We start from the raw sequence: 21,937 nt of genomic DNA, 5'->3' as shown, positions 1-21,937 counted from the left end.
AATAACTTAACACCAATGATGGTGGAATTATGGTCTTAAACGAACAGAATTCTGGTTTGTTCCAGCCATCTGTAAAAAATGGTGTTGGCGTCCTACTTTTCAAGCGCACTCAAACCTGTAATGCTAATCCTCTCATACAGAAGTATGGTTGGCAATCAACACAATTATGACACGGAGCGGACGAGGTTCAAATGATTGAAACCGATGTAGCGACCATCACAGAAATGCTTAAAGGATTTGCACTGGGCTTTGGCCTCGATTTGCTTGGCGCTATCCTGATACTAATCGTCGGCTGGTGGGCCGCCGGCCGGGCGGCAGCATTGGTCCGCCATTCCCTAAAGAATACAAAGTTTGTTGATGCGACTTTAAAGCCGCTTGCATCAAGCATTGTACGTTACGTGATCTTGATTTTCGTCATCGTCGCCGTTCTGTCGAACTTCGGCGTCGAAACAACCAGCATCATCGCCGTTCTTGGTGCCGCTGGTCTGGCAATTGGTCTTGCCCTGCAGGGTACACTATCAAATATTGCCGCCGGTGTCATGATCCTGATCTTGCGTCCGCTCAAGATTGACGAATTTGTCGAAGCTGGTTCGATTTCAGGCACCGTTGTTGAAATAACATTGTTTACCACCTTGCTCAAAACGCCGGATGGTGTGTTTATTTCTGCCCCGAACTCGCAAATCTGGAATAGCGCGATCAAAAACTATTCGCGCAATCCAACCCGCCGCCTCGATATCAAGGTTGGCATTGCCTATGATGACGATGTTGATGCGGCCCTCGAATTCCTTAAAAACCTTGTCGCATCCGATGAACGCGTACTGAAGGATCCGGAACCGATGAGCTTTGTCGCCACCCTTGGCGAAAGCTCGGTTGATCTGACCGCACGCGGCTGGGTTGCAACCAGTGAATTCTGGCCGACCTTCTTCGATCTGACCCGTAAATCGAAAACGGAGCTCGAAGCGGCCGGTTTCTCTATTCCCTTCCCGCAGCGCGACCTGCACGTGATCGAAAGTGCAGAAACCGCAAGCACCGCAAAATCCATTGCAAAGCCGGCAGCCAAACCTGCGGCAAAGAAACCGGCAACCCGTTCACGGTCAACCGCATCGAAAACGGCGGCCAAAACCACGGCTGAGAAAAAGCCGGCAGCATCCAAAAGCTGATCTCTTTTTCACAAAACCGCATTTCGAAAGAGGCCCAGACGGGCCTCTTTTTTTGTTCGGGTGACGGACGCCACAACGTACACCACGTCAACTTCCTCGCACGTAGTACCCCGCTGTTACCCGCCCAGCTTGCATCAGGCGTATAGTTCCCTGCCCTTGCCCAAAAGCGGCAAATGAAAACAAGCGGGAGGATAAAACATGTCTGCGAAAAAAATTCTGATGATTACCGGCGACTATGCCGAAGATTACGAAACCATGGTGCCGTTTCAGACATTGCTTGCGGTTGGCCATCATGTCGACGCCGTTTGCCCGGACAAGAATGCCGGCGATACGGTTGCAACGGCCATCCATGATTTCGAAGGTGATCAGACCTATAGCGAAAAGCGCGGCCACAACTTTGCCCTGAATGCCGATTTTGCGACGGCCCGTGCCGAAAACTATGACGCGCTTGTCATCCCCGGCGGTCGTGCACCGGAATATCTGCGTCTGAACGAAGATGTCATTCGTCTGGTGCGTGATTTCCATGCCGCCAACAAACCGATCGCTGCTGTCTGCCATGGCGCGCAACTTCTTGCAGCAGCCGATATCATCAAGGGTCGCAAGGTTTCCGCCTATCCGGCCTGCGCACCGGAAGTCAAACTTGGCGGCGGCACCTATGCCGACATTGCTATTGATGATGCCTGCATCGACGGCAATCTGGTAACCGCACCGGCTTGGCCGGCACATCCGAAATGGATGGCCGCCTTCCTCAAGGTTCTTGGCACTGAAATCAATTTGTAACTCATCGGCGCCCAAACGGTGATTGCGTTTGGGCGCCATTTGATCGACCATTGCGCCAAACAAAAAGAAAACCGCTGCACATCTCGTAACAGCGGCACAAACAGGAAAGGGCGTTCAAATGTGTCAGATATATTCTGGAACTGACCCGGAACTTTATCAGTCTGTCAGCCGGTCTGTACGGATCAATGGTGTTGTCACAAGCCTGCGCCTGGAGCTGCGTTTCTGGCAGATTCTTGATGAAATCGCCGCGGGTGAAGGTTTCAGCACCCCGCAGTTTCTCGGCAAAATCCACGACGAGGTCGTCGCCCAACGCGGTGACATCCCGAATTTCGCATCGCTTGTGCGCGTGATTTGCACCGTATATCTGGAAAAACAGGCTGGCCTGCATGTTCATGTCCCGGCAAACACCGCGACATCACAGATGCTGAGCTAGCCAATCGCAAAGCGTATCGGCAGCAAAGCTCAGGGTCTGAACCCTAGTTAAGCCAGGAAGACAGTTCGCGCGTGCTGAAGCCGCCGCTGGTCATAATGCTCGGCGTCGCATTGCGCTTCAAAGTCGGCTCGGCCGGTTTGATGATGCTGTTGCGGCGATGCATGCCCGCAGCCGCCCCGAAATCGATCTGTGACCGCCCGACAAGATCGGCCGCCGTGATACGCGGCCCGGATGCATCCGCATTGCCCGATGCATTAATCGGCGTTTGTTTGGCATGTGGCAGCTGCTGTTTCTGCTTTGCCTCGTAGATCCAGCGCAATTCCTGCTTCAGGGTCTGGTATTCCGGCGTATCGGGTGCGGAATTGACTTCATTGACGATCTGAAGCTTTACCATCTGTGGAAAACGATCAAGGCGTTCCAGCAGCATGAATTTCACACTTGGCCGCACTGCGTCTGAGCGCATCAGCTTCATCACCAGACGGCGATAGATATCAATCCTAAGGTTGCCATTTGATGCGAGTTCGATGAATTCCTCGACAAACTCGCGCGCAGCCATCTTGCCATCCAGCAATGCGCGCAGGTTATCCCCCATCGCCCGGCGATAGGCTTCGCGGATTTCCACAACGTGATTTGAGGCGCGCGTGCGCACAAGATGGAATGCTTCTGGGCTGAATGCGTTCTTGGTCAGAAGTTTGGCGCAATCGGCAACCAGTTCATGCTTGGTTGCTTCGGAAACGACTTCAAAGACCCCGGTGATCAGTTCCTTGCATTTGGCATGCGGCCCCATACGGATCGCAGCCGCCAAGGCCATCGGGCTTTCCGGATCCCTGGTTGCGATCACGGCAAGGGCCAGCGGATCGTCATATTGCATCAGGGCAAGATCATTGCTCAGCAAATGTTCCGGCATCAACAGGCGCTGCTGTTTGGCCGCCCCGGTCACGGTAAGCGGCTCGCCAGACAGATAGCTTTCCTTGATGGTAAGGGCATGTTTCAGCCCGTCATAAGAGATGCCGTGATTGCTGCTCATGGCACTCAGTCCTCTTTGAGACCTTTGGACCGCCTGTCAGAGACGAGCCCCTCGAGCCCGCCACTGTTGCGCCCGCTGCGCGGTCGAAGTCCCTGGCCGCGCGACATGGTCCTGCCGGTTGGCTTTGCTGTCTGTGCAGATGCCGGCGCAGGTTCGCTTTCTTTTTCGACCTTCATGCGCGAAGCCACCGGCTTCATGTCGCTAAAGAAATCGATATACCAGTCCATATCGGCAGCTGCCATTGCAAAACGACCACCGGCCGCCGGACTTTCGATTGCCGATTCCGGGATACCGTTGCTGATCTGCAAAACAACAGCCGCCGGTGCGGTCATCCCTGCCCGCCATGCAAGGGCTGTGATCGCCCGGGCACTGCCGGAATCAAGGATTTTGGAAACGGCATTGGCGCGAATTTGCGCGTAATGGGCAAGTGCCTGCACCACCAGCGCATCATCATTGCGCGACAGGGCATCAAGCACATACTGGTCAATCGTCATCTTGGCATCTGTTGCCTCGATGACATCGTTTTCGACCATTTCATTGTCTGCGATCTCGACATCCATGTCTCTATCACGCGACGGCATCGGCACCCGGTTTTCAAAACGGGCCTTTTCAATCCGCTGACGGACCGACTGGCGCAACGCGCGGGCAACCTCAGTCCGCATCCGGCCCTGCTCGACCAGCGTGTCAAACAGGGACGCCATGATGAAATGGGCAATACGGCGCTGGGCCTGACGTGAAATGCGATTCTGACCACCGAGGATATCGTTCTCCGGCACCTTTGGTTTTGCGGTCTTTTCAACAAAATGCGGCGTCATCGGCACAACGTTTCGCGGCGCGTCATCAGATGACAGCAACCGGTTCAGCAAGCCGCCCTTTTCCTTTTCCGCCTGCTGCTCGATCAGGCGGGCCTTGGCGGCGGCCTCAAGCTCGGCACGTTCACGTTCGGCTGCGGTTTGAATGAATTCACCGCGCCCGCGCATGATATCAAGGAAGTCGGAATCGCTCAGAAGCTCTATATAATCGGCAATCGATACCCGGCCAATCGCCTGAATATCCTGACGTAAACGGTTGGCAGCCTGACGGGTCATGTATGGTGTATGGCCCAGTTCCTGTTCGATCAGCGCAATCACCTGCGGGCGATAACAGTCGCCCATATTGGCAATCGCCGAAACGAACTCGTCAACCATTTCAAGTCGTTCAGACGGGCTCAAATCTGTCAGATGCCGACGCAGACGGCGCGCCACATCCATGCGTACGTCGCTGTCAAAATCAGGTACATCCTCGGCATCTTCCAGCGCGTCCAATTCAGAAGAAAGACGGGCTGCGTGTTCAAGGGCCGATGCATCGGCGTTATTTTCGGAAACATGTCTGCGGGGAATCGCGCGACCCTGAACGCGACCTGTATCAGATCCAAACGTTTCAGGTGCGATGGTGCGAACAGTGTCGGCCAGATCACGCAGCTTGGCCGAGGCTTTATCATCAAGCCCCCCATCGCCCGCATTTTTCTGCCGATTGAACATCCAACTCAGCATTATCGCAGTAATTCCCCTGGTCCCGTGCCTGGCGACGTATCGGCATCGACGTTGCGATACCTTATTTTTGTGTTTTGTCAGAACAGCTTAACCCAAACTGACAGTGTTACACAACCAGACAAGGCGTCTAATTTTCATAACCTAATCTCAAGGGCACATATCAATAGACAGAGCCTTGATTACAGAATGACTATCGGCGCAAAGACTCAAAAAAACATTAACGATACAGGGGTCTATGCCCCCTCCTGTCCGTTGCCATCGAAAAACCTGCGCGCCGACGGATTTCTGGCAGTATGCGCAAATGAAAACGGGCGCCCCAAAAGGACGCCCGTCATCGAAAATCGTTTCACGCAATCATTTGCGTTAATTATTGCCGACCCATGCAATGCGCAGAATATTGGTCGCCCCCGGCGTTCCGAACGGCACACCGGCGGTGATGACAAGCGAATCACCCGGTCCTGCAAATTCTTCACGCTTTGCCACTTCGGTGGCGATCCCGACCATTTCGGCAAAGTTGGTGGCATCACGGGTAAAGACCGGATGCACGCCCCAGCACAAGGCAAGGCGACGTGCGGTCTGAATCCGCGGGGTCAGACCAAGAATTGGCACTTCCGGACGTTCACGTGCAGCACGGAATGCCGTCGACCCGGACGATGTATAGTTAACAACCGCTTTGGCACCGATGGTAGTGGCCACCTGACGGGCGGCTGCACTGATTGCATCCGGTGCGTTATGCTCCGGATCCGGGCGGTTGGCGTCACGCATCCGGTAATAAAGATCGTCCTGCTCCACACGGCGCAGGATACGGTCCATGATCGAAACGGTTTCAAGCGGATATTTGCCAACCGCACTTTCGGCTGACAGCATCACCGCATCGGCACCGTCATAGATCGCGGTCGCAACGTCGGATGCTTCGGCACGGGTCGGTGCCGGATTGGACACCATCGAGTCAAGCATCTGGGTCGCAACGATCACCGGCTTGCCGGCCTCGCGGCACGCTTTGATGATACGTTTCTGCAGGATCGGCACATCTTCCGGCGGGCATTCGACACCAAGGTCACCACGGGCAACCATGATCATGTCCGACAGATCGACAATCTCATCAAGGTGATCAATTGCCTGCGGCTTTTCCAGTTTGGAAACGATGGCTGCACGGCCCTGAATGATCTTGCGGGCCTCGGCAACGTCTTCGGGACGCTGCACAAACGAAAGCGCCACGAAATCAACGCCCATTTCCAGACCGTAATCCAGATCGGCACGGTCCTTTTCGGTCAGCGGTGAGAGCGGCAACATCACATCCGGAAGGTTGACACCCTTGCGGTTGGAAAGCGGCCCACCGGTAATGACGGTACATTCGGCCGACTTGTCGTCGCATTTCTCGACACGCATGCGCAGTTTGCCATCATCAAGCAGCAGGTTAGCACCCGGCTTGATAGCAGCATAGACTTCCGGATGCGGAAGCGACACGCGCGTGCTGTCACCCGGCTTCTTGTCCATATCGAATTTGAACGTATCACCGGCGGTGAGTTCAACTTCACCGTCGGCAAAGGTACCAACACGAATTTTCGGACCTTGAAGATCCATCAAAATACCGATCGGGCGGCCGAGTTTTTCTTCGACGACACGGATCGCTTCAAAACGGGCCAGATGTTCTGAGTGTTCCCCATGCGAGAAGTTCAGGCGGAACACATCCACACCTGTCTGCACAATTTTCTCGAGGATTTCTGGCTTTGAACTTGCCGGCCCCAGGGTCGCGATGATCTTCGCCTTACGTTGACGGCGCATCGGCTACTACCTCTTGTTATTCGGTTTACACGTGAGCCTTCCCGCTTCGGCCTGCATCTGCGGCGAGACGAAAAGGCGTCCTGATCTTTTCTGGGGGTAACCCCTTAATAATCAATCAGCCCCTATTTGAACAGGGACTTTTCATTAAATGCCTTTACAAAAATGTGATTTTTCGCTGGACAATTACAAGAAGCACCTTCTTTAAAGAACCCGTACCGGTGAAACGTGCCGGTCAAAAACGAATGCCCAACAGACCCATTTTACGGCGCAGACAGGACCCTTTTCATGAGCAAATGGCACCACCGCTTTCTTGGACTTGCAGCCCATATTGCAGACTGGTCAAAAGACCGCAGCACCCAGGTCGGTGCGGTTGTCATCGGCCCGAAAAAAGAAATTCGTGCTGTTGGCTATAACGGGTTTCCGCGCGGGGTCGATGACGAAGTCGAAAGCCGCCATCAGCGTCCGGAAAAATACGCCTATACCGAACATGCCGAACGCAATGCGATTTATAATGCCAGTTACACCGGCACATCCCTTGATGGCTGCGCCCTGTATGTGACGCACTTTCCGTGCTGTGATTGCGCGCGCGCCATCATCCAGGCAGGCATCGCCGAGGTCTATGTCGACAAATCGAAACTAACCCCGGACTTTCTTGAACGCTGGGAACAGGATATGAAGATATCGACCGAAATGTTCGAGGAGTCCGGTGTTGCCGTTAAGGTGATTGATGACGACGGCGTCACCAAGCCCATGAAATAAAAAAGATCTTCCTCTTTACTCTTGAAAAAAAGGCCCAATATTGGGTGTGTTCAAACCGGACGCGAGCATCAAAAACAAAAAGACGTAAACGTCGTTTGTTCTAACTTTTCAACTGGCTTGGGGTCAGTATTTGTCAGATTTTCGGGCTGAACACAGAGTGGTTTGGCCTTGCTGGAAACCAGACAAAGGTATAAGGGTTTATACATCAGCAACTGGTTAGATTTGCTGCTGTATCCCCCTGAACAGCGACGCATTTCGTGATGATGCTCAGGAACCGAGGCCGGATGAACGCGAAAATAGACTTTAGTAAGATTAGTTTTCTGATCGTTGACGGGGACAAGATTTCAGCTCAGGTGGTCTATGACACGCTCGCCTATCTCGGAGCCAGTCATATACAGCGTGTAAAATCGCCGAATGATGCCTTTGACGTACTACGCACCGAAAAAATTGATATCGTGATTTGTGAATGGCGCTTGCGCGGCATGGATGGCCTCGAATTCCTCGATGTCATGCGCAATTCGACCAATTCACCAAACCGGTTCATTCCGGTGATTATGCTGACCGCACATTCCGAGATGCGTTATGTGACGACGGCACGTGACCTTGGGATTACTGAATTTCTTGCCAAACCCTTTAACGCCAAGGCACTTTACAGCCGTCTGGTTTCGGTGATCGCCCGACCAAGACGTTTCATTAACACTGGAACGTATTTTGGCCCGGACCGACGTCGCAGACAGGTCCAGTTTGATGGTCCTGATCGTAGGAGCCTTGACGAATGACCCATTATGACTGGGGAAGCGGAGCCATCGTGAAGCCGGAAGAACCTAAGAAAAAGAAGAATGTGCAGATCATCCCTGCGCAGACCGATCTGAAACGCAAAGCTGTCAACTTCATCAAGGGATTTGACATCAACCTGTCACCTGAACAGCTTGAAGAGCTCGAACAGGTTGTACAGCGCAGCTCCGAGACCTTTGTCCGCGACATCGGCAAGGACCTGATGGAATGCCGCAAGCTGGTAATCAACGCCCTGCGCGACAAGTCCAAGCGGCCAGAAGCCATCATCGCGGCAAATGACCTCGCCTATTCGGTCAAGGCCCTGGGCGGTACCTTCCAGTATCCCCTGATGACCCAGATCGCAAAATCGATGGAAATCTTCGTTGCCGACCGCACCACGGCCAACGAAAAACAGCTGCTGGTGATCCAGCTCCACATCGACTCGCTTTATGTCATTCTGGCCGGCCGCGTGACCGGTTTTGGCTCAACCGTCGAACAGGCAACTGTCGCGGCCCTAACCAAACTGACCGAACGCTACGCAGAACCGCGCGAGTAGCCCCACACCTCTTGACCGCAGACGATCTCGCTCACCGGGCAGCATTTCACGATGCATTCTCAGGTGGTGCTTGTGCGCGCGTGGCAATTCCAAATATCCCCCTCACCTGCTTGCCTTCGCAAAGCCTGACAGGTGAACTTTAACGTGCCCGATGCATGGTCGGTTTCTACCGCCGGAAGAACGCGGTTAAAAATTGAAAAATCATGGCAAAAAAGCGCTTGCACCACCTGTGACCGGCTGCTAAAAACCGCGCCACGCACCATGCGGGTGTAGCTCAGTTGGTTAGAGCGCCGGCCTGTCACGCCGGAGGCCGCGAGTTCAAGTCTCGTCACTCGCGCCATTCCCTCCCTGATTGGGAATGACGTACAAAATAAGCGCCGCGATTTTTCGCTGGCGCTTTTTTGTTTTCCACCCGCTTTTTACACATTTACCCCACCCCGGATCGACCGCTTTTCGCTGCGAAACAGGCGTCGCATCGAGACTGCCAAGGACGATCAGACTGGTAAATTTCCGGTCCGTCTTTTTTTTGCAAAAAAGCCCTTGCCAGACCGAACCACCCCTTATATAAACCGCGCCACGCCATGCGGGTGTAGCTCAGTTGGTTAGAGCGCCGGCCTGTCACGCCGGAGGCCGCGAGTTCAAGTCTCGTCACTCGCGCCATTCCCTCCCTGATTGGGAATGATGCACAAAATAAGCGCCGCGATTTTTTCGCTGGCGTTTTTTTTGTTTTTGCGCCGCTTTCTTGCCGATCAAACCGGCAAAACACTTCCGCGCATTTTTCTTCAAAAATCGGTCAAAAAACACTTGCCTCAATTGGGTGGTCTTTATATAAACCGCGCCACGCACCATGCGGGTGTAGCTCAGTTGGTTAGAGCGCCGGCCTGTCACGCCGGAGGCCGCGAGTTCAAGTCTCGTCACTCGCGCCATTCCCTCCCTGATTGGGAATGACGTACAAAATAAGCGCCGCGATTTTTTCGCTGGCGCTTTTTTGTTTCTAGGGCCAAACCGCGGCGGAAAAGCACCGCGCTACCCGCATGGGTAATTTCATCAAGACTTCACACAACCTTAAGAAATCCATTTTCGGGAAAGTTGTGCCATTTGCTGATTTAGACAGCATTGCTGACCGACTGGTCATTGATTAATCGTATAAATTATGCTCAGCTCCACATGCACTAAGCGAACCTGCAGGCCGCCCCGCAATTATAAGGGCCTGAAGGCGTCGATAGAACTCCGGATGGTTATAAAGCTGAGCCCGTCTCGTTTTGGCCCTCCCTTTCGATAGCCGATCAGTCCACGCATTGGCCTGCAGTCCCACAACAACAATCGGGAGGCGCATCATGCGCAAATTTATTGCAGGGCTGGTCATGGGGACCGCGCTCGCGACCGCACCTATGATGGCTCAGGCCGAAACACCGAAAAATGCTTTGGTCATGGCTTTTGCCATTGATGACATCATCACGCTCGACCCGGCACAGATTTTCGAATTCTCGGGCGCTGAATATGCCGGTAACACCTATGACCGCCTGATCGGTTTCGACAATGACGATGTGTCGAAGATCTATGGCGTCGTTGCCGAAAGCTGGGATGTCTCCGAAGACGGCAAGACCTTTACCTTCAAAATTCGTGACGGCATTACCTTTGCCTCTGGCAACGAACTGACCGCTGAAGACGCAGCCTTCTCCTTGCAGCGCGTGATCCTGCTGGATCAGTCGCCGGCCTTCATTCTCGGCCAGTTCGGTTTCACCGCCGATAACGTCAAGGAAAAGATCTACGCCACCGACGATTCCACGCTGGTCATGGAAGTCGACAAACCTTACGCACCAAGCTTCGTGCTGTATTGCCTGACCGCTGGCGTTGGCTCTGTTGTCGACAAGGAAGAAGTCCTTGCCCATGAAGTGGACGGTGACCTTGGCCACGAGTGGCTTAAAACCAACTATGCCGGCTCCGGCCCGTTCAAGCTGAACAAGTGGACCGCGGGCGAAAGCCTTAGCCTGACCGGCAACGAAGATTACTGGGACGGCGCGCCAGAAATGAAGCGCGTGATTATCCAGAGCGTCAAGGAAGCCGCAGCCCAGCAGCTCCTCCTTGAAAAAGGCGATATCGATATTGCCCGTAACCTCGAAGCCGATCAGCTGGCTGCCATTTCAGACAATGACGACATCAAGATGATGTCCAAGGGCAAAGGTGCTCTGTGGTATCTCGGCCTGTCGCAGAAAAACGAATATCTGTCGAACCCGAAAGTCCGCGAAGCTCTTAAATACCTTGTCGATTACAAAGGCATTTCCGAAACCATCCTGGCTGGTCGTTCGCAGATCCATCAGGCCTTCCTGCCTGAAGGTTTCCTGGGCGCATATAACGAGAACCCCTATTCCCTGGATATCGAAAAGGCCAAAGCCCTTCTGGCCGAGGCAGGCTATCCGGACGGGTTTAGCGTAACCATGGATACCCGTAACACCACCGCGATTATGGCGATGGCTCAGTCGATCCAGGCGACCTGGTCACAGGCTGGCATCAATCTGGAAATCATTCCGGGTGATGGCAAGCAGACCCTGACCAAATACCGCGCCCGTCAGCACGATATCTATATCGGCCGCTGGGGCCCGGACTATCAGGATCCGCACACCAACGCATCCACCTTTGCATGGAACCCGGACAACTCCGACGATGCCGCTGCCAAGCCGCTTGCTTGGCGTAACTCGTGGGATGCCGGTGACTTGACGGCAAAAACCGATGCCGCCACGCTGGAACGCGACGATGCGAAACGTGCTGCGATGTATGTCGATCTTCAGAAAGAAGTTCTGGAAAATGGTCCGTTCGTGATCATGTTCCAGGAAACAGAGATCGCATCCATGCGCGGTAACGTGAACAACTTCGTCCTCGGTCCGTCATTCGATAACAACTATTATCGTTATGTCACCAAAGACTAATCTCGACGAAGGAGACAACGGTCGTAATGTCCGCTGTTAAACGCAAAAAACGGGACGGGCGCAACCGCGCCCGTTTCGCTTCCGGCCCGATGGGAACTTTCCTGCGGCTGGTATTCTCGCTTGCCATTACATTTTTTGGCCTGCTGCTTGTCACATTCCTGATCGGTCGCGTCTTGCCGATTGATCCGGTGCTGGCCGCCGTTGGTGATCATGCATCGCAAAGCACGTACAACCGCGTGCGGGAGGAAATGGGACTTAACCTGCCGCTTTGGCAGCAGTTCTTTATTTATATTTCCAACGTACTGCAGGGTAACTTCGGCCAATCGGTGCTGACATCCAATACCGTGCTAGATGACATTAAACGTGTCTTCCCGGCCACCCTTGAACTAGCGACCATTGCAACCATTATCGGTGTTGTTCTGGGTATTCCCGCTGGCGTTTTTGCCGCCATCAACAAGGGCAAATGGCCCGACCACATGGTTCGCGTGATCGGCCTTGCTGGCTATTCCATGCCGATCTTCTGGCTGGGTCTGATGGGGCTTCTGGTATTTTACATGAAGCTCGACTGGGTCGCGGGTCCAGGACGCCTTGATTCGTTCTATCTCGACTATATCGAACCCACCACCGGTCTGATGCTGGTTGATACCCTTATCGAAGGCGACATGGACCTGTTCTGGAACGCTGTATCACACATTGTTCTGCCTGCATCGATCCTGGCTTATTTCTCGTTGGCCTATATCGCACGAATGACCCGCTCCTTCATGCTCGAACAGCTTAGTCAGGAATACATCCTGACCGCCCGGGTCAAAGGTATTTCCGAACATCGCATCATATGGCGCCACGCCCTTGGCAACGTCATGGTACCACTGGTGACCGTGATTGCGCTGTCATACGCCAACCTGCTTGAAGGTTCGGTTTTGACCGAAATCATCTTCGCATGGCCGGGACTTGGTCTTTACATCACCAACTCGTTGCTCAATGCCGACATGAATGCGGTTCTAGGTGGGACGATTGTGGTCGGTGCGGTCTTTATCGGCGTGAACATGCTTTCTGACGTGCTTTACCGCCTGCTCGACCCCAGAGCGCGGAGATAATCATGACAACACAAACACAAGTTTCGCAAACCGGCCTGAAACAATGGCTGACATCCGATACGCCAAAATCGCGCTGGCAGGCAAAATGCGGGCGCGCCTGGCTTGGCTGGGTCAAGTTCACCGAAAACAAACTTGCCATGATCGGCCTTTCGATCGTGATCGGCCTTATTCTGGTAACGATCTTTGCCCCGCTTCTGGCCCCTTATGATCCGCTGGCAGCTGACCTTGCCAATCGCATCCAACCACCCGGTGCAGAACACTGGTTTGGCACGGATCAGCTGGGGCGCGATATTCTGTCGCGTCTGATCTATGGTGCGCAATACACCCTTCTGATCGTCGCCCTTGTTGTGATCACCGCAGCCCCGGTCGGCCTACTGGTTGGCACAGCCGCCGGATTCTTTGGCGGCTGGATTGATGCCACCCTGATGCGCATCACCGATATCTTTCTGGCTTTCCCGAAACTGATCCTGGCGCTGGCCTTTGTGTCCGCCCTTGGACCGGGTTTGGAAAACGCCATTCTTGCCATTGCGATTACCGCATGGCCGCCTTATGCCCGTATCGCACGCGCAGAAACCATCACGGTTCGCAAATCCGATTTCATCGAAGCCGCCCGTCTTCAGGGCACTTCGAACCTGGGCCTGATTACCGGTCACATCATGCCAATGTGCATGAGCTCGCTTGTTGTGCGTGTGACCCTTGATATGGCGGGCATGATCCTGATTGCTGCCGGTCTTGGCTTCCTTGGTCTTGGCGCACAGCCACCGATGCCGGAATGGGGAGCAATGGTTTCTGAGGGTCGTCAGTTCCTGCTTGAACAATGGTGGGTTGCCACGGTTCCTGGGATTGCCATTTTCGTCGTCAGCCTTGGCTTCAACCTTCTGGGTGATGGCCTGCGTGATGTTCTTGACCCGCGTGGAGGCGATTGATCATGTCCAATGAAACCCTTCTGACGGTCAAAAACCTCGAAGTCACTTTCAACACGCCCAAGGGCGATGTCCATGCGGTGCGTGGTGTATCTTTTGATCTTGGTCGCGAAAGGCTTGGAATTGTGGGCGAATCCGGGTCTGGTAAATCCCAGACCGGGCGTGCCATCCTGGGCCTGACCGCGGCCAACGGCAAAATTACCGCCGATCAAATGACCTTCCATGATGTCGATCTGGCAAACCTGACGCCCAAACAATGGCGCAAGGTACGCGGCGCGCGCATTTCCATGATCATGCAGGATCCGAAATACTCGCTGAACCCTGTGATGACCATTGGCGATCAAATCATCGAGGCCTACCGCGAACACCATAAGGTCAACGCCAAGGAAGCCCGCCACCGTGCGATTGATATGCTTGATGCGGTTAAAATCCGCGATCCAGAGCGCGTGTTTAACTCCTACCCCCACGAAGTTTCCGGCGGCATGGGGCAACGCGTCATGATCGCCATGATGCTGATCCCCGATCCTGAACTGATCATTGCCGATGAACCGACATCGGCCCTTGATGTCACCGTGCAGCTTCAGGTCATGGCGATCCTTGATGATCTGGTGCGCGATCGCGGCATGGCGCTGATTTTCATCAGTCACGACCTGCAACTGGTTTCAAGCTTCTGCGACCGTGTGCTGGTAATGTATCAGGGCCACGTGGTCGAGGAAATCAAGGCCTCTGCCCTGCACGAAGCCAAACACCCCTACACCAAGGGACTTTTGAACTGCTTGCCGAAAATGGATGGTGATCATTCTGATCTGCCGATCCTTGAACGCGAAGCAAGCTGGGCCGAAGGGTAAGGGGTAGTCACATGATTGATATCAACAAACTCAATGCCTGGTTTGACGACAACCACGTTCTCAAGGATGTCGACATCAAGGTCCCGAAGAACGGCTCTTTCGGTTTGGTCGGTGAATCGGGTTCGGGCAAATCAACGGTGCTGCGCACCATCACCGGTCTGGTCGATGACTGGGAAGGCCAGATCCTTGTCAATAACAAGGAACTTGGTCCCACGCGCGACAAGACATTCTATCGCCTTGCGCAAATGGTGTTTCAGGACCCGTTCGGGTCGCTCCATCCGCGCCATACCATTGACCGCATCCTGACCGAACCGGTCAATATCCACGGGCTTGGCAATTCCGACGCGCGCGTGGTGCAGGCGCTTGAACAGGTCGGGCTCGATAACTCGTTCCGCTTCCGCTATCCCCACCAGCTTTCCGGTGGGCAGCGCCAGCGTGTCGCGATTGCCCGCGCCCTGATCCTTGAACCCAGGATTTTGCTGCTTGATGAGCCGACCTCGGCCCTGGATGTATCTATTCAGGCCGAAGTGCTTAATCTTCTGTCATGCTTGCGCCGGGAACTTGGCCTGACCTACATCATGGTCAGTCACGACCTCGCCGTGGTGGCCCATATGTGCGACGATATTGCCATTATGAACCATGGCCGTATTGTTGAACGTGCCACCGCAAGCCAACTCGCAGATGGCAGACTTGAACATCCCTATTCGCAACAGCTTTACAAGGCTGCCGGCGGCTATGACCGCGCTGTCATCGACAGCTTTGTCGACTGGGACTGAACGGAGACACCATGACTTCCGCCACCACACTGAGCTTCGCAACCCCCTTCGCCCCGGCCGACAGCAAACTTGCCAACTACCAACGCCGGCATATCCCGTCTTTCACATGGGATGCCCATGCCTGCCTGCCGCTTGATGAAAAGACGCCGATAGACCTGCTTGATACCTATGTTGCCGGTCATATCGACTATGTCTGTGTCAATGTCGGCATGGATATGAACAGCGTTGCCCACATCCTGCGCGTGATCGCCGCCTTCCGCGCCAAGATCGCCGCCCACCCCGACAAATACATGCAGATCGAGAAATTCGAGGATCTGGCGATTGCCAAATCCAAGGGCCTGCTCGGCGTAGGCTTCGATCTTGAAGGCTCGGTCATGCTCCAGGACATGCCCGAAATGGTGCCGGCCTTTGCCAAGCTGGGTGTGAAGCAGATCCACTTTGCCTATAACCGCAACAACTCGGTCTCTGGGGGCTGTCACGATATTGATATCCCGCTTACCGATCTCGGTGTTGAAATGGTCAAGGCCGTGAATTCCAGCGGCATGATCATGGATTGCTCCCACACCGGACGACAAAGCTCGCTTGATATCATGCGGGTCTCATCCAAGCCGGTCGTGTTCAGCCACGCCAATCCCAGGGAACTGGGTGGTCATGAACGCTGCATCGATGATGAACAAATCAAGGCCTGTGCTGATACCGGTGGCGTGATCGGCATCTGCGGCTTCCAGCGTTTCATTAAATCCAAAAATGCGCCGGAAGTCCCGGACATGATCCGCCATATCAAATATGCGGTGGATCTGGTCGGAGTTGATCATGTCGGCATCGGGCTTGATACCATGCCCTCCGTCGTCGGGACCAACGACTTCCCGGATGGTGTCGACAAGGACTTCTATTGGCCCGCCGCCAGTGGCTATGGCCCGGCAGCCGGTGGCGCGGCGGTCTTTGACCCACGCAAACTCCCTACCCTTGCGGATGCGATGATTTCGATTGGTTATTCGCCCGATGATGTCGATAAAATCATGGGCGAAAACTTCATGCGCATTGCCAAGGCAAGCTGGTAAAGGACTAGGCACAGCGATGATAACTGGAAATAGCGTACCTGATATCGTGACACATAACTACGATCCCATCAGAGGCCGTTTCCAGAATATCTGCGACCTGCCAAGACCAGAAGCAGAACTGATACTTGCTGAGATTCGATGTTCACTTCAATCAAGACTGAAGAAAAACTATCTTGATCGTCGATTAGCTGTTGAAAAGTGGCTACGAACCGAACGTCAAAAGCTAATCGGCTCCACACGCCGAAGCACGCCAATTTATTTCTTTGTTGGTAACTTTGCTGACGGTCGAGATCCAATGCGCCCCAAATCCCTTCGACTGCCTCTCGAAAGTTTCTCAGAAAATACTGTTACCTTTACCTATTCGGACAGCATGAGTTGCTTCGAAAATGCTCACGTCAGTGACAGGCAATATCCTCCTTTTCCGAAAACGTTGTTCACACTTAGAAGCTTGAACGATGCAGTTCAGAAATGGGGTATGCCAACAAACGATTGCAACTCACACTCAGGGCTGCAGCCATTCATAGAAATGCAGCTATGGGATGATGCGCAACTTAACCAACTACAAGCTTAGAGTCTCATCCTTGCGTACCGGGCGCGGTCGACCTTCGGCGTCAATCGCGACAAAGGTAAATGTCGCCTCGGTCACTTTGATGCGTGGCGGTTGATTGCGGCGGAGCACCCAGGATTCAAGATGCAGCACAATCGATGTATTGCCGATCTTCTCTATGTCGCCATAAACGCAGACTGTATCGCCGACATAGACCGGGCGATGAAAAGTCATGCCGTCCACTGCAATGGTCGCAACACGCCCTTCGGCGACCTGACTTGCCATCACGCCACCGGCGATATCCATCTGCGACATCAACCAACCACCAAAAATATCGCCACTTGGGTTGGTATCGGCGGGCATGGCAAGAGTTCGGGTGCAAAGTTCACCGCGCGGCATCGTGCTTTCCGCAAGAAGGGATTGGTCTTTCTCAGTCGCCATTAGGCTCACTCCAGTTGGCGGCACGCCTGTTACGGCACGCCATTTTTTTATTGGACCTCCCGGTCGCGGTTTTCTGCGTCCAAGCCCGGCAAAATTATGGTCGGAAGTAGCGACCATCACTTGCATTGGATTCAAAAACACATTTTTATTGTCGGTGCGCACCGATCATCTGGTACGAACCGATAAAGATATGGTACTCGTTTAGCGCCGAGGCTTCCAAGACCATAATATCGAAGAACAGATATACGGTATTGGACCTTGTTTTAACACAATAAAAGAAGTTGCGTTCCGGGGCATGACCGACCTTTTTGAAGATTCAAACCAGTCCACCGATAAAGCCTATTCCGCCAAGGATATTGAAGTTCTCGAGGGCCTTGAGCCCGTCCGTCGACGCCCCGGTATGTATATCGGCGGCACCGATGATGCCGCATTGCATCATCTGGTCGCGGAAATTCTCGACAACTCGATGGACGAAGCAGTTGCTGGCCACGCCGACTGGATCGAACTGGAATTGCAGCCAGACAACACTGTGCTGGTACGCGATAACGGGCGTGGTATTCCGACCGACCCGCATCCGAAATTTCCGGACAAATCAGCGCTTGAGGTGATCCTGACCACGCTGCACTCGGGTGGTAAGTTCTCTGGCAAGGCCTATGAGACCTCGGGCGGTTTGCACGGTGTCGGTATGTCGGTGGTGAACGCGCTAACCGACAAATTCCGCGTTGAAGTCTGCCGTGATCGCAAGATGGTGTTTCAGGAATATTCCAAGGGCACTCCGCTGGGTCCGCTTCAGGATGGCGGCGCGATAAACAATCGTCGCGGCACCACCGTTATTTTCAGACCCGACCCCGAGATTTTCGGCACCCGCGCCAAGCTCAAGGCAGCGACCATCTTCCGTATGGCGCGCTCCAAGGCCTATCTGTACAAGGGTGTTGAAATCCGCTGGTCGGTTGACCCAAGCCTTCTGACCAGTGACGACCCGACCCCGCAGCAGGAAGTCCTGAAGTTCCCGAACGGCATTCTTGACTACCTCGAGATGACGCTTGAGGGCCGCGAGATGGTCACAGACCGTCCGTTCGCAGGCGAAGCCAAATTTTCTGAAAGTGCCGGGCGTGTTGAATGGGCCATCGGCTGGCCAGAAAGCGGTGAAGGCTATTTCCATTCTTACTGTAACACCGTACCGACCCCGCTTGGCGGCACGCACGAAGCCGGTTTCCGTTATGCCATAACCAAGGCGATCAAGGCCTATGGCGATATGCTGGGTCAGAAAAAGGCCGCAGCCATCACCGCCGAGGACGTCTTTGGCGGCGGCTGCATCATGCTGTCGGTGTTTATTCCCGATCCTCAATTCCAGGGCCAGACCAAGGAAAAGCTGGGCACTCAGGGTGCGACCAAACTGGTTGAAACCGCAGTGCGTGACCACTTTGACCACTGGCTGACCGGGGATACCGAAAACGCCAAGCGTCTGCTGGAACGCATCATCCTGCGCGCCGAGGAACGTCAGCGCCGAAAGGAGAAAAAGGAAACCAAGCGTCAGTCGGCCACACGCCGCCTGCGCCTGCCGGGCAAGCTTGCCGACTGTTCGCGTTCAATCGCGGCTGGCACTGAAATCTTCCTGGTGGAGGGTGACTCTGCAGGTGGTTCTGCCAAGCAGGCCCGTGACCGTGAAACGCAGGCCGTCCTGCCGCTGCGTGGCAAGATCCTGAACGTGGCATCGGCCACCTATGAAAAGATGATGGCCAACCAGGAAATCAAGGACATGATCGAAGCCTTTGGCTGCGGTTCGGGGTCTGATTTCCGGCTGGGTGATCTGCGCTATGAACGCATCATCATCATGACCGATGCTGACGTCGATGGCGCCCATATCGCATCCCTTCTGATGACCTTCTTCTATCAGGAAATGCCTGGCCTGATCGAAAACGGCCATCTGTATCTGGCAATGCCGCCGCTTTACCGCCTGACCCAGGGTGGCAAGTCAATCTACGCCATGGATGACGCCGAAAAGGAAGTTATCCTGGAAACCGAGTTCAAGAACCCGAACAAGGTTGAGATTTCCCGATTTAAGGGTCTGGGTGAAATGCCGCCGCAACAGCTGCGCGAAACCACCATGGCACACAAGAAACGCACGCTTTTGCGTGTCACCCTGCCCGATGCGGCTGAACCGGATGCCCGCGGACAGACAAAGGACCTTGTAACCCGCCTGATGGGTAAAAAGCCGGAGCTGCGTTTCCAGTTCATTCAGGAACACGCCCGCTTCGTCGAAGATATTGACGTCTGATCGGCACGCACCACAACCGACAAAACCCGGCCTTTGCGCCGGGTTTTTGTTTTTTCGATCCCGAGCATGTTGGTCGACTATCTCAGCTAAGACAGGCAGATGCCAAAAGTATTCCTATGTCATGGTGCCCCAACAAATTCACATTGAAGGATCATGTTTTCGGTCAGTAAATGTTGCCCCACCAAAGGATAAATTCGATGATCACACGCAACCGTTTTAAACTGGCTCCTATCAGTGCATTGGGTGTACTGACACTGCTCAGCGGATGTGGCGCTGCCTTGATTGAACCGCCAAACTATAGCGTCAGCGAAGTCCAGAGCTTCAAGGTCGCAGGTGCACCAAGTCAGATCATGATACTTGACGTTGTCGATGCCAACAACACCCTGCCCGATACGGCATGGTCCGCTGCGCTGTCAAATCATGGCTTTCCGCCGCGCCTGACCTTCATCACCAATTCTGATGACATCACCGATACGCAAACCCTTAAACCTGAAAACCGGTTGGTTGCCGTCGTCAATCCTACCCAATCGACCTTTGGCGGCAACATGTGTACCGAGCCACAATCGGCCAAAATGGATGGAATATCGGATCAAATCATTGTGCGGTTCGGCTTTTGTGTCGGGGATAAAGTGATTTCGCAAACCCGCGCCCGCTTCAAAAGCGATACCTTCCAAACCCAACTGGTCGATAGTGCGGATACGCTAAGTCACCAACTGTTCCCTCGCCATATCCGCAATCAGAATGATGACCGTTGCTCCCGCCGTGTCCCGGGCTGTTAAGCATCTGATCAGACGTCACGCTTTAACGCGACAAAAGGTCCAACAACCCCTTGGCAAATGCTTTTGGCGCTTCTAGCGGTACATAGTGCCCTGCCCCTGGGACGATGGTAAACGCCCCCCCTTTGATCGCATCCGCCATCTCCCGGTGGCTTTCAGGGCTTATGATCCGGTCATGCGTACCGACAATAACGCTGCATGGCACGGCAATATTGCGAAGATCCGCCATGCTATCCGGGCGGGTCGCAACCGCATGGTTCTGGCGTTCAAACACCCCCACCCCGCACGCATCGCCCATCTTGGTCAGCAGTGAAACCAATGCATTGTCATTGCGGTTATCGGGGTGGAGCATCTCATCAAGCATGCCGTCATTGACTGCGACAAACGGCGTCTTGCCCGCGACAATCCGCGACAGCAACAAACGCCGACGTCGCACCGCCTCGCTGTCGGCCGTTGCCCTTGTATTAACCAGCATCAGGTGACTGACACGTCCCAGGGCCTGACGCAGGATTTCAAACGCTGCATAGCCCCCCATCGACATACCGACGAGCGCAAAGCGATCCGGCGCGGTTTCAAGCACTGCACGCGCCATATCCGCAACCGTATCCTGATCAAACAATTCGCAGAATACCGGCTTAAGTACGAGCTTGGCCGGATCGTCAATATCACCATATGCGGTAATCGCCCGATGCCACATACGCTGATCGGCCAGCATGCCGGACAAAAACACAACGGGCACGCCATCACCATCGGCGTGCCCGGTAGCCTTCTTTGAAGTCGAGCTCATTTAATCAGCGCACTCAGTTCCTTGAACTCCGGCGTGCCTGCCACCCGAAGCCATTCAAACATCACGCTTTCGCGGGTCACGATCTTTGCCCCGGCATCGCGCATGCGCTCAAGACCGAAAATCTTGTCATGCTGGCTGCGCGATGTCACAGCATCGGAGACGACATAGACCTCCCGACCGCGTTCGATCAGGTCCATCACCGTTTGCAGCACACAGACATGGGTTTCCATGCCCGCAACCACCACCTGATCACGCCCCTGATTTTCTTCCATCTTTTCGATGAAGCCATCGGCCGGAACGGCGGAAAATGCCACCTTGGAAACGACATTGCCGCCCTCAGCAGCATCACCCGGCTTTTCCAGAAGATCGACAATCGGTTTGGCCGTATGACCAAGTCCCTTGGGATACTGTTCGGTAACGATCACCGGCACCTCAAGGCGATTGGCGCATTTGATCAGAAAACAGCAATTGGCGATGATCTGATCCGGTTCCAGACAGGCCGGATAGAGTTTTTCCTGAACGTCGATTATCAGCAAACTTGAACGGGTTGCGTCCATCAGCACTGTTTTTCTCCCCGAGTATGAGCTGTTGAGGCAGATTACGCTGTCAAATTGTTGCAAACAAGCCTCTCAAAGCCCGCCGAATGGGTTTTCCAAGGCAATTAAGCGGCGTT

22 protein-coding genes and 3 tRNA genes are annotated in these 21,937 nt (G+C 54.2%); 18 read left to right on the top strand and 7 right to left on the bottom strand.

Annotated elements, in window-relative coordinates:
• Positions 1–191 precede the first annotated feature (191 nt).
• The 3 genes from DY252_RS10635 to DY252_RS10625 all read left to right on the top strand — a co-directional run bounded on the left by DY252_RS10635 (position 192) and on the right by DY252_RS10625 (position 2,373).
• On the top strand, positions 192–1,160 hold the full coding sequence (locus DY252_RS10635) for a mechanosensitive ion channel family protein (protein ID WP_064789485.1): 969 nt from the start codon (positions 192–194) through the stop codon (positions 1,158–1,160).
• A 198-nt stretch (positions 1,161–1,358) separates the two neighbouring features.
• Positions 1,359–1,940, top strand: coding sequence for a DJ-1/PfpI family protein (locus DY252_RS10630; RefSeq protein WP_063090085.1), 582 nt, complete (start codon positions 1,359–1,361; stop codon positions 1,938–1,940).
• Between the two features lie 118 nt (positions 1,941–2,058).
• Positions 2,059–2,373, top strand: a complete 315-nt coding sequence (locus tag DY252_RS10625) for a ribbon-helix-helix domain-containing protein (protein WP_008890961.1) — start codon at positions 2,059–2,061, stop codon at positions 2,371–2,373.
• A 43-nt stretch (positions 2,374–2,416) separates the two neighbouring features.
• Here the strand turns inward: DY252_RS10625 and DY252_RS10620 are convergent, their stop codons facing one another.
• The 3 genes from DY252_RS10620 to pyk all read right to left on the bottom strand — a co-directional run bounded on the left by DY252_RS10620 (position 2,417) and on the right by pyk (position 6,717).
• Entirely contained in the window at positions 2,417–3,400 is a 984-nt protein-coding gene (locus DY252_RS10620) for a hypothetical protein (protein WP_064789484.1), read from the bottom strand.
• A gap of 5 nt (positions 3,401–3,405) precedes the next feature.
• Positions 3,406–4,932 carry a DUF2336 domain-containing protein gene (locus tag DY252_RS10615; RefSeq protein ID WP_064789483.1) on the bottom strand — a complete coding sequence of 509 codons (1,527 nt, stop codon included), beginning with the start codon at positions 4,930–4,932 and terminating at the stop codon, positions 3,406–3,408.
• 363 nt (positions 4,933–5,295) lie between these two features.
• Positions 5,296–6,717: a pyruvate kinase gene (gene pyk, locus DY252_RS10610; protein ID WP_064789482.1), complete on the bottom strand. Its 1,422-nt coding sequence runs from the start codon at positions 6,715–6,717 to the stop codon at positions 5,296–5,298.
• 285 nt (positions 6,718–7,002) lie between these two features.
• Between pyk and DY252_RS10605 the strand changes: the two genes are divergently transcribed.
• The 5 genes from DY252_RS10605 to DY252_RS10585 all read left to right on the top strand — a co-directional run bounded on the left by DY252_RS10605 (position 7,003) and on the right by DY252_RS10585 (position 9,466).
• Entirely contained in the window at positions 7,003–7,476 is a 474-nt protein-coding gene (locus DY252_RS10605) for a deoxycytidylate deaminase (RefSeq protein WP_008890965.1), read from the top strand.
• A gap of 284 nt (positions 7,477–7,760) precedes the next feature.
• Complete coding sequence (locus DY252_RS10600; protein ID WP_064780731.1) at positions 7,761–8,255, top strand: response regulator; 495 nt, start codon at positions 7,761–7,763, stop codon at positions 8,253–8,255.
• The gene (locus tag DY252_RS10595; RefSeq protein WP_064789481.1) at positions 8,252–8,806 is read left to right on the top strand and encodes a hypothetical protein; all 555 of its coding nucleotides are present in this window, start codon (positions 8,252–8,254) and stop codon (positions 8,804–8,806) included. Before DY252_RS10600 ends, DY252_RS10595 begins: the two co-directional genes overlap by 4 nt.
• A 263-nt stretch (positions 8,807–9,069) precedes the next feature.
• Positions 9,070–9,146 (top strand) — tRNA-Asp (locus DY252_RS10590).
• Positions 9,147–9,389: 243 nt separating this feature from the next.
• Positions 9,390–9,466: transfer RNA gene (locus DY252_RS10585), tRNA-Asp, on the top strand.
• Here DY252_RS10585 and DY252_RS10580 read toward each other — a convergent pair.
• The gene (locus DY252_RS10580; RefSeq protein ID WP_129542718.1) at positions 9,455–9,655 is read right to left on the bottom strand and encodes a hypothetical protein; all 201 of its coding nucleotides are present in this window, start codon (positions 9,653–9,655) and stop codon (positions 9,455–9,457) included. The two genes, DY252_RS10585 and DY252_RS10580, sit on opposite strands and share 12 nt — an antisense overlap.
• Here DY252_RS10580 and DY252_RS10575 point away from each other — a divergent pair.
• The 8 genes from DY252_RS10575 (at position 9,656) to DY252_RS10540 (ending at position 17,006) form a co-directional block, all read left to right on the top strand.
• Positions 9,656–9,732 (top strand) — tRNA-Asp (locus tag DY252_RS10575). It abuts the gene before it with no gap.
• 411 nt (positions 9,733–10,143) lie between these two features.
• Positions 10,144–11,733 (top strand): ABC transporter substrate-binding protein, encoded by a 1,590-nt coding sequence (locus DY252_RS10570; RefSeq protein ID WP_064790424.1) that lies wholly within the window; start codon positions 10,144–10,146, stop codon positions 11,731–11,733.
• 26 nt (positions 11,734–11,759) lie between these two features.
• Positions 11,760–12,827 (top strand): ABC transporter permease, encoded by a 1,068-nt coding sequence (locus DY252_RS10565; protein ID WP_082923604.1) that lies wholly within the window; start codon positions 11,760–11,762, stop codon positions 12,825–12,827.
• A gap of 2 nt (positions 12,828–12,829) precedes the next feature.
• A complete protein-coding gene (nikC, locus tag DY252_RS10560; RefSeq protein ID WP_064790423.1) occupies positions 12,830–13,753 on the top strand; it encodes a nickel transporter permease in 924 nt (307 codons plus the stop codon).
• Positions 13,754–13,755: 2 nt separating this feature from the next.
• Positions 13,756–14,598: an ABC transporter ATP-binding protein gene (locus DY252_RS10555; protein WP_064790422.1), complete on the top strand. Its 843-nt coding sequence runs from the start codon at positions 13,756–13,758 to the stop codon at positions 14,596–14,598.
• An 11-nt stretch (positions 14,599–14,609) separates the two neighbouring features.
• A complete protein-coding gene (locus DY252_RS10550; protein ID WP_064790421.1) occupies positions 14,610–15,374 on the top strand; it encodes an ABC transporter ATP-binding protein in 765 nt (254 codons plus the stop codon).
• An 11-nt stretch (positions 15,375–15,385) separates the two neighbouring features.
• Positions 15,386–16,435, top strand: coding sequence for a dipeptidase (locus DY252_RS10545; RefSeq protein ID WP_082923603.1), 1,050 nt, complete (start codon positions 15,386–15,388; stop codon positions 16,433–16,435).
• Positions 16,377–17,006, top strand: coding sequence for a hypothetical protein (locus DY252_RS10540; RefSeq protein WP_129542717.1), 630 nt, complete (start codon positions 16,377–16,379; stop codon positions 17,004–17,006). Before DY252_RS10545 ends, DY252_RS10540 begins: the two co-directional genes overlap by 59 nt.
• On the opposite strand, the gene DY252_RS10535 is transcribed toward DY252_RS10540, so the two are convergent.
• Complete coding sequence (locus DY252_RS10535) at positions 16,995–17,423, bottom strand: acyl-CoA thioesterase (protein ID WP_064790420.1); 429 nt, start codon at positions 17,421–17,423, stop codon at positions 16,995–16,997. The genes DY252_RS10540 and DY252_RS10535 overlap by 12 nt on opposite strands.
• Before the next feature lie 295 nt (positions 17,424–17,718).
• Here DY252_RS10535 and parE point away from each other — a divergent pair, with 295 nt between their 5' ends.
• Positions 17,719–19,701, top strand: a complete 1,983-nt coding sequence (parE, locus tag DY252_RS10530; protein ID WP_063087262.1) for a DNA topoisomerase IV subunit B — start codon at positions 17,719–17,721, stop codon at positions 19,699–19,701.
• 197 nt (positions 19,702–19,898) lie between these two features.
• A complete protein-coding gene (locus tag DY252_RS10525) occupies positions 19,899–20,480 on the top strand; it encodes a hypothetical protein (RefSeq protein WP_064790419.1) in 582 nt (193 codons plus the stop codon).
• A gap of 22 nt (positions 20,481–20,502) precedes the next feature.
• On the opposite strand, the gene DY252_RS10520 is transcribed toward DY252_RS10525, so the two are convergent.
• Together DY252_RS10520 and DY252_RS10515 are read right to left on the bottom strand one after the other, a co-directional pair.
• Positions 20,503–21,264 carry an alpha/beta fold hydrolase gene (locus DY252_RS10520; protein ID WP_064790418.1) on the bottom strand — a complete coding sequence of 254 codons (762 nt, stop codon included), beginning with the start codon at positions 21,262–21,264 and terminating at the stop codon, positions 20,503–20,505.
• Positions 21,261–21,821: a hydrolase gene (locus tag DY252_RS10515; RefSeq protein WP_063087259.1), complete on the bottom strand. Its 561-nt coding sequence runs from the start codon at positions 21,819–21,821 to the stop codon at positions 21,261–21,263. Before DY252_RS10515 ends, DY252_RS10520 begins: the two co-directional genes overlap by 4 nt.
• Positions 21,822–21,937 lie beyond the last annotated feature (116 nt).

This window comes from Thalassospira indica (assembly GCF_003403095.1).
GTDB lineage: Bacteria > Pseudomonadota > Alphaproteobacteria > Rhodospirillales > Thalassospiraceae > Thalassospira > Thalassospira indica.
The sequence above is the reverse complement of the archived record's forward strand: the minus strand, read 5'-3'. Positions and strand labels throughout refer to the sequence as shown.

What these genes read in the sequence shown, in the direction of transcription:
- DY252_RS10535 (WP_064790420.1), bottom strand. Translation starts at nt 17,423, where the DNA reads ATGGCGACTGAGAAAGACCAATCCCTTCTTGCGGAAAGCACGATGCCG.
- DY252_RS10565 (WP_082923604.1), top strand. Translation starts at nt 11,760, where the DNA reads ATGTCCGCTGTTAAACGCAAAAAACGGGACGGGCGCAACCGCGCCCGT.
- DY252_RS10525 (WP_064790419.1), top strand. Translation starts at nt 19,899, where the DNA reads ATGATCACACGCAACCGTTTTAAACTGGCTCCTATCAGTGCATTGGGT.
- DY252_RS10600 (WP_064780731.1), top strand. Translation starts at nt 7,761, where the DNA reads ATGAACGCGAAAATAGACTTTAGTAAGATTAGTTTTCTGATCGTTGAC.
- DY252_RS10620 (WP_064789484.1), bottom strand. Translation starts at nt 3,400, where the DNA reads ATGAGCAGCAATCACGGCATCTCTTATGACGGGCTGAAACATGCCCTT.
- DY252_RS10515 (WP_063087259.1), bottom strand. Translation starts at nt 21,821, where the DNA reads ATGGACGCAACCCGTTCAAGTTTGCTGATAATCGACGTTCAGGAAAAA.
- DY252_RS10570 (WP_064790424.1), top strand. Translation starts at nt 10,144, where the DNA reads ATGCGCAAATTTATTGCAGGGCTGGTCATGGGGACCGCGCTCGCGACC.
- DY252_RS10540 (WP_129542717.1), top strand. Translation starts at nt 16,377, where the DNA reads ATGATGTCGATAAAATCATGGGCGAAAACTTCATGCGCATTGCCAAGG.
- DY252_RS10520 (WP_064790418.1), bottom strand. Translation starts at nt 21,264, where the DNA reads ATGAGCTCGACTTCAAAGAAGGCTACCGGGCACGCCGATGGTGATGGC.
- DY252_RS10595 (WP_064789481.1), top strand. Translation starts at nt 8,252, where the DNA reads ATGACCCATTATGACTGGGGAAGCGGAGCCATCGTGAAGCCGGAAGAA.
- DY252_RS10615 (WP_064789483.1), bottom strand. Translation starts at nt 4,932, where the DNA reads ATGCTGAGTTGGATGTTCAATCGGCAGAAAAATGCGGGCGATGGGGGG.
- DY252_RS10635 (WP_064789485.1), top strand. Translation starts at nt 192, where the DNA reads ATGATTGAAACCGATGTAGCGACCATCACAGAAATGCTTAAAGGATTT.
- pyk (WP_064789482.1), bottom strand. Translation starts at nt 6,717, where the DNA reads ATGCGCCGTCAACGTAAGGCGAAGATCATCGCGACCCTGGGGCCGGCA.
- DY252_RS10605 (WP_008890965.1), top strand. Translation starts at nt 7,003, where the DNA reads ATGAGCAAATGGCACCACCGCTTTCTTGGACTTGCAGCCCATATTGCA.
- nikC (WP_064790423.1), top strand. Translation starts at nt 12,830, where the DNA reads ATGACAACACAAACACAAGTTTCGCAAACCGGCCTGAAACAATGGCTG.
- DY252_RS10580 (WP_129542718.1), bottom strand. Translation starts at nt 9,655, where the DNA reads ATGGTGCGTGGCGCGGTTTATATAAAGACCACCCAATTGAGGCAAGTG.
- DY252_RS10630 (WP_063090085.1), top strand. Translation starts at nt 1,359, where the DNA reads ATGTCTGCGAAAAAAATTCTGATGATTACCGGCGACTATGCCGAAGAT.
- parE (WP_063087262.1), top strand. Translation starts at nt 17,719, where the DNA reads ATGACCGACCTTTTTGAAGATTCAAACCAGTCCACCGATAAAGCCTAT.
- DY252_RS10545 (WP_082923603.1), top strand. Translation starts at nt 15,386, where the DNA reads ATGACTTCCGCCACCACACTGAGCTTCGCAACCCCCTTCGCCCCGGCC.
- DY252_RS10555 (WP_064790422.1), top strand. Translation starts at nt 13,756, where the DNA reads ATGTCCAATGAAACCCTTCTGACGGTCAAAAACCTCGAAGTCACTTTC.
- DY252_RS10625 (WP_008890961.1), top strand. Translation starts at nt 2,059, where the DNA reads ATGTGTCAGATATATTCTGGAACTGACCCGGAACTTTATCAGTCTGTC.
- DY252_RS10550 (WP_064790421.1), top strand. Translation starts at nt 14,610, where the DNA reads ATGATTGATATCAACAAACTCAATGCCTGGTTTGACGACAACCACGTT.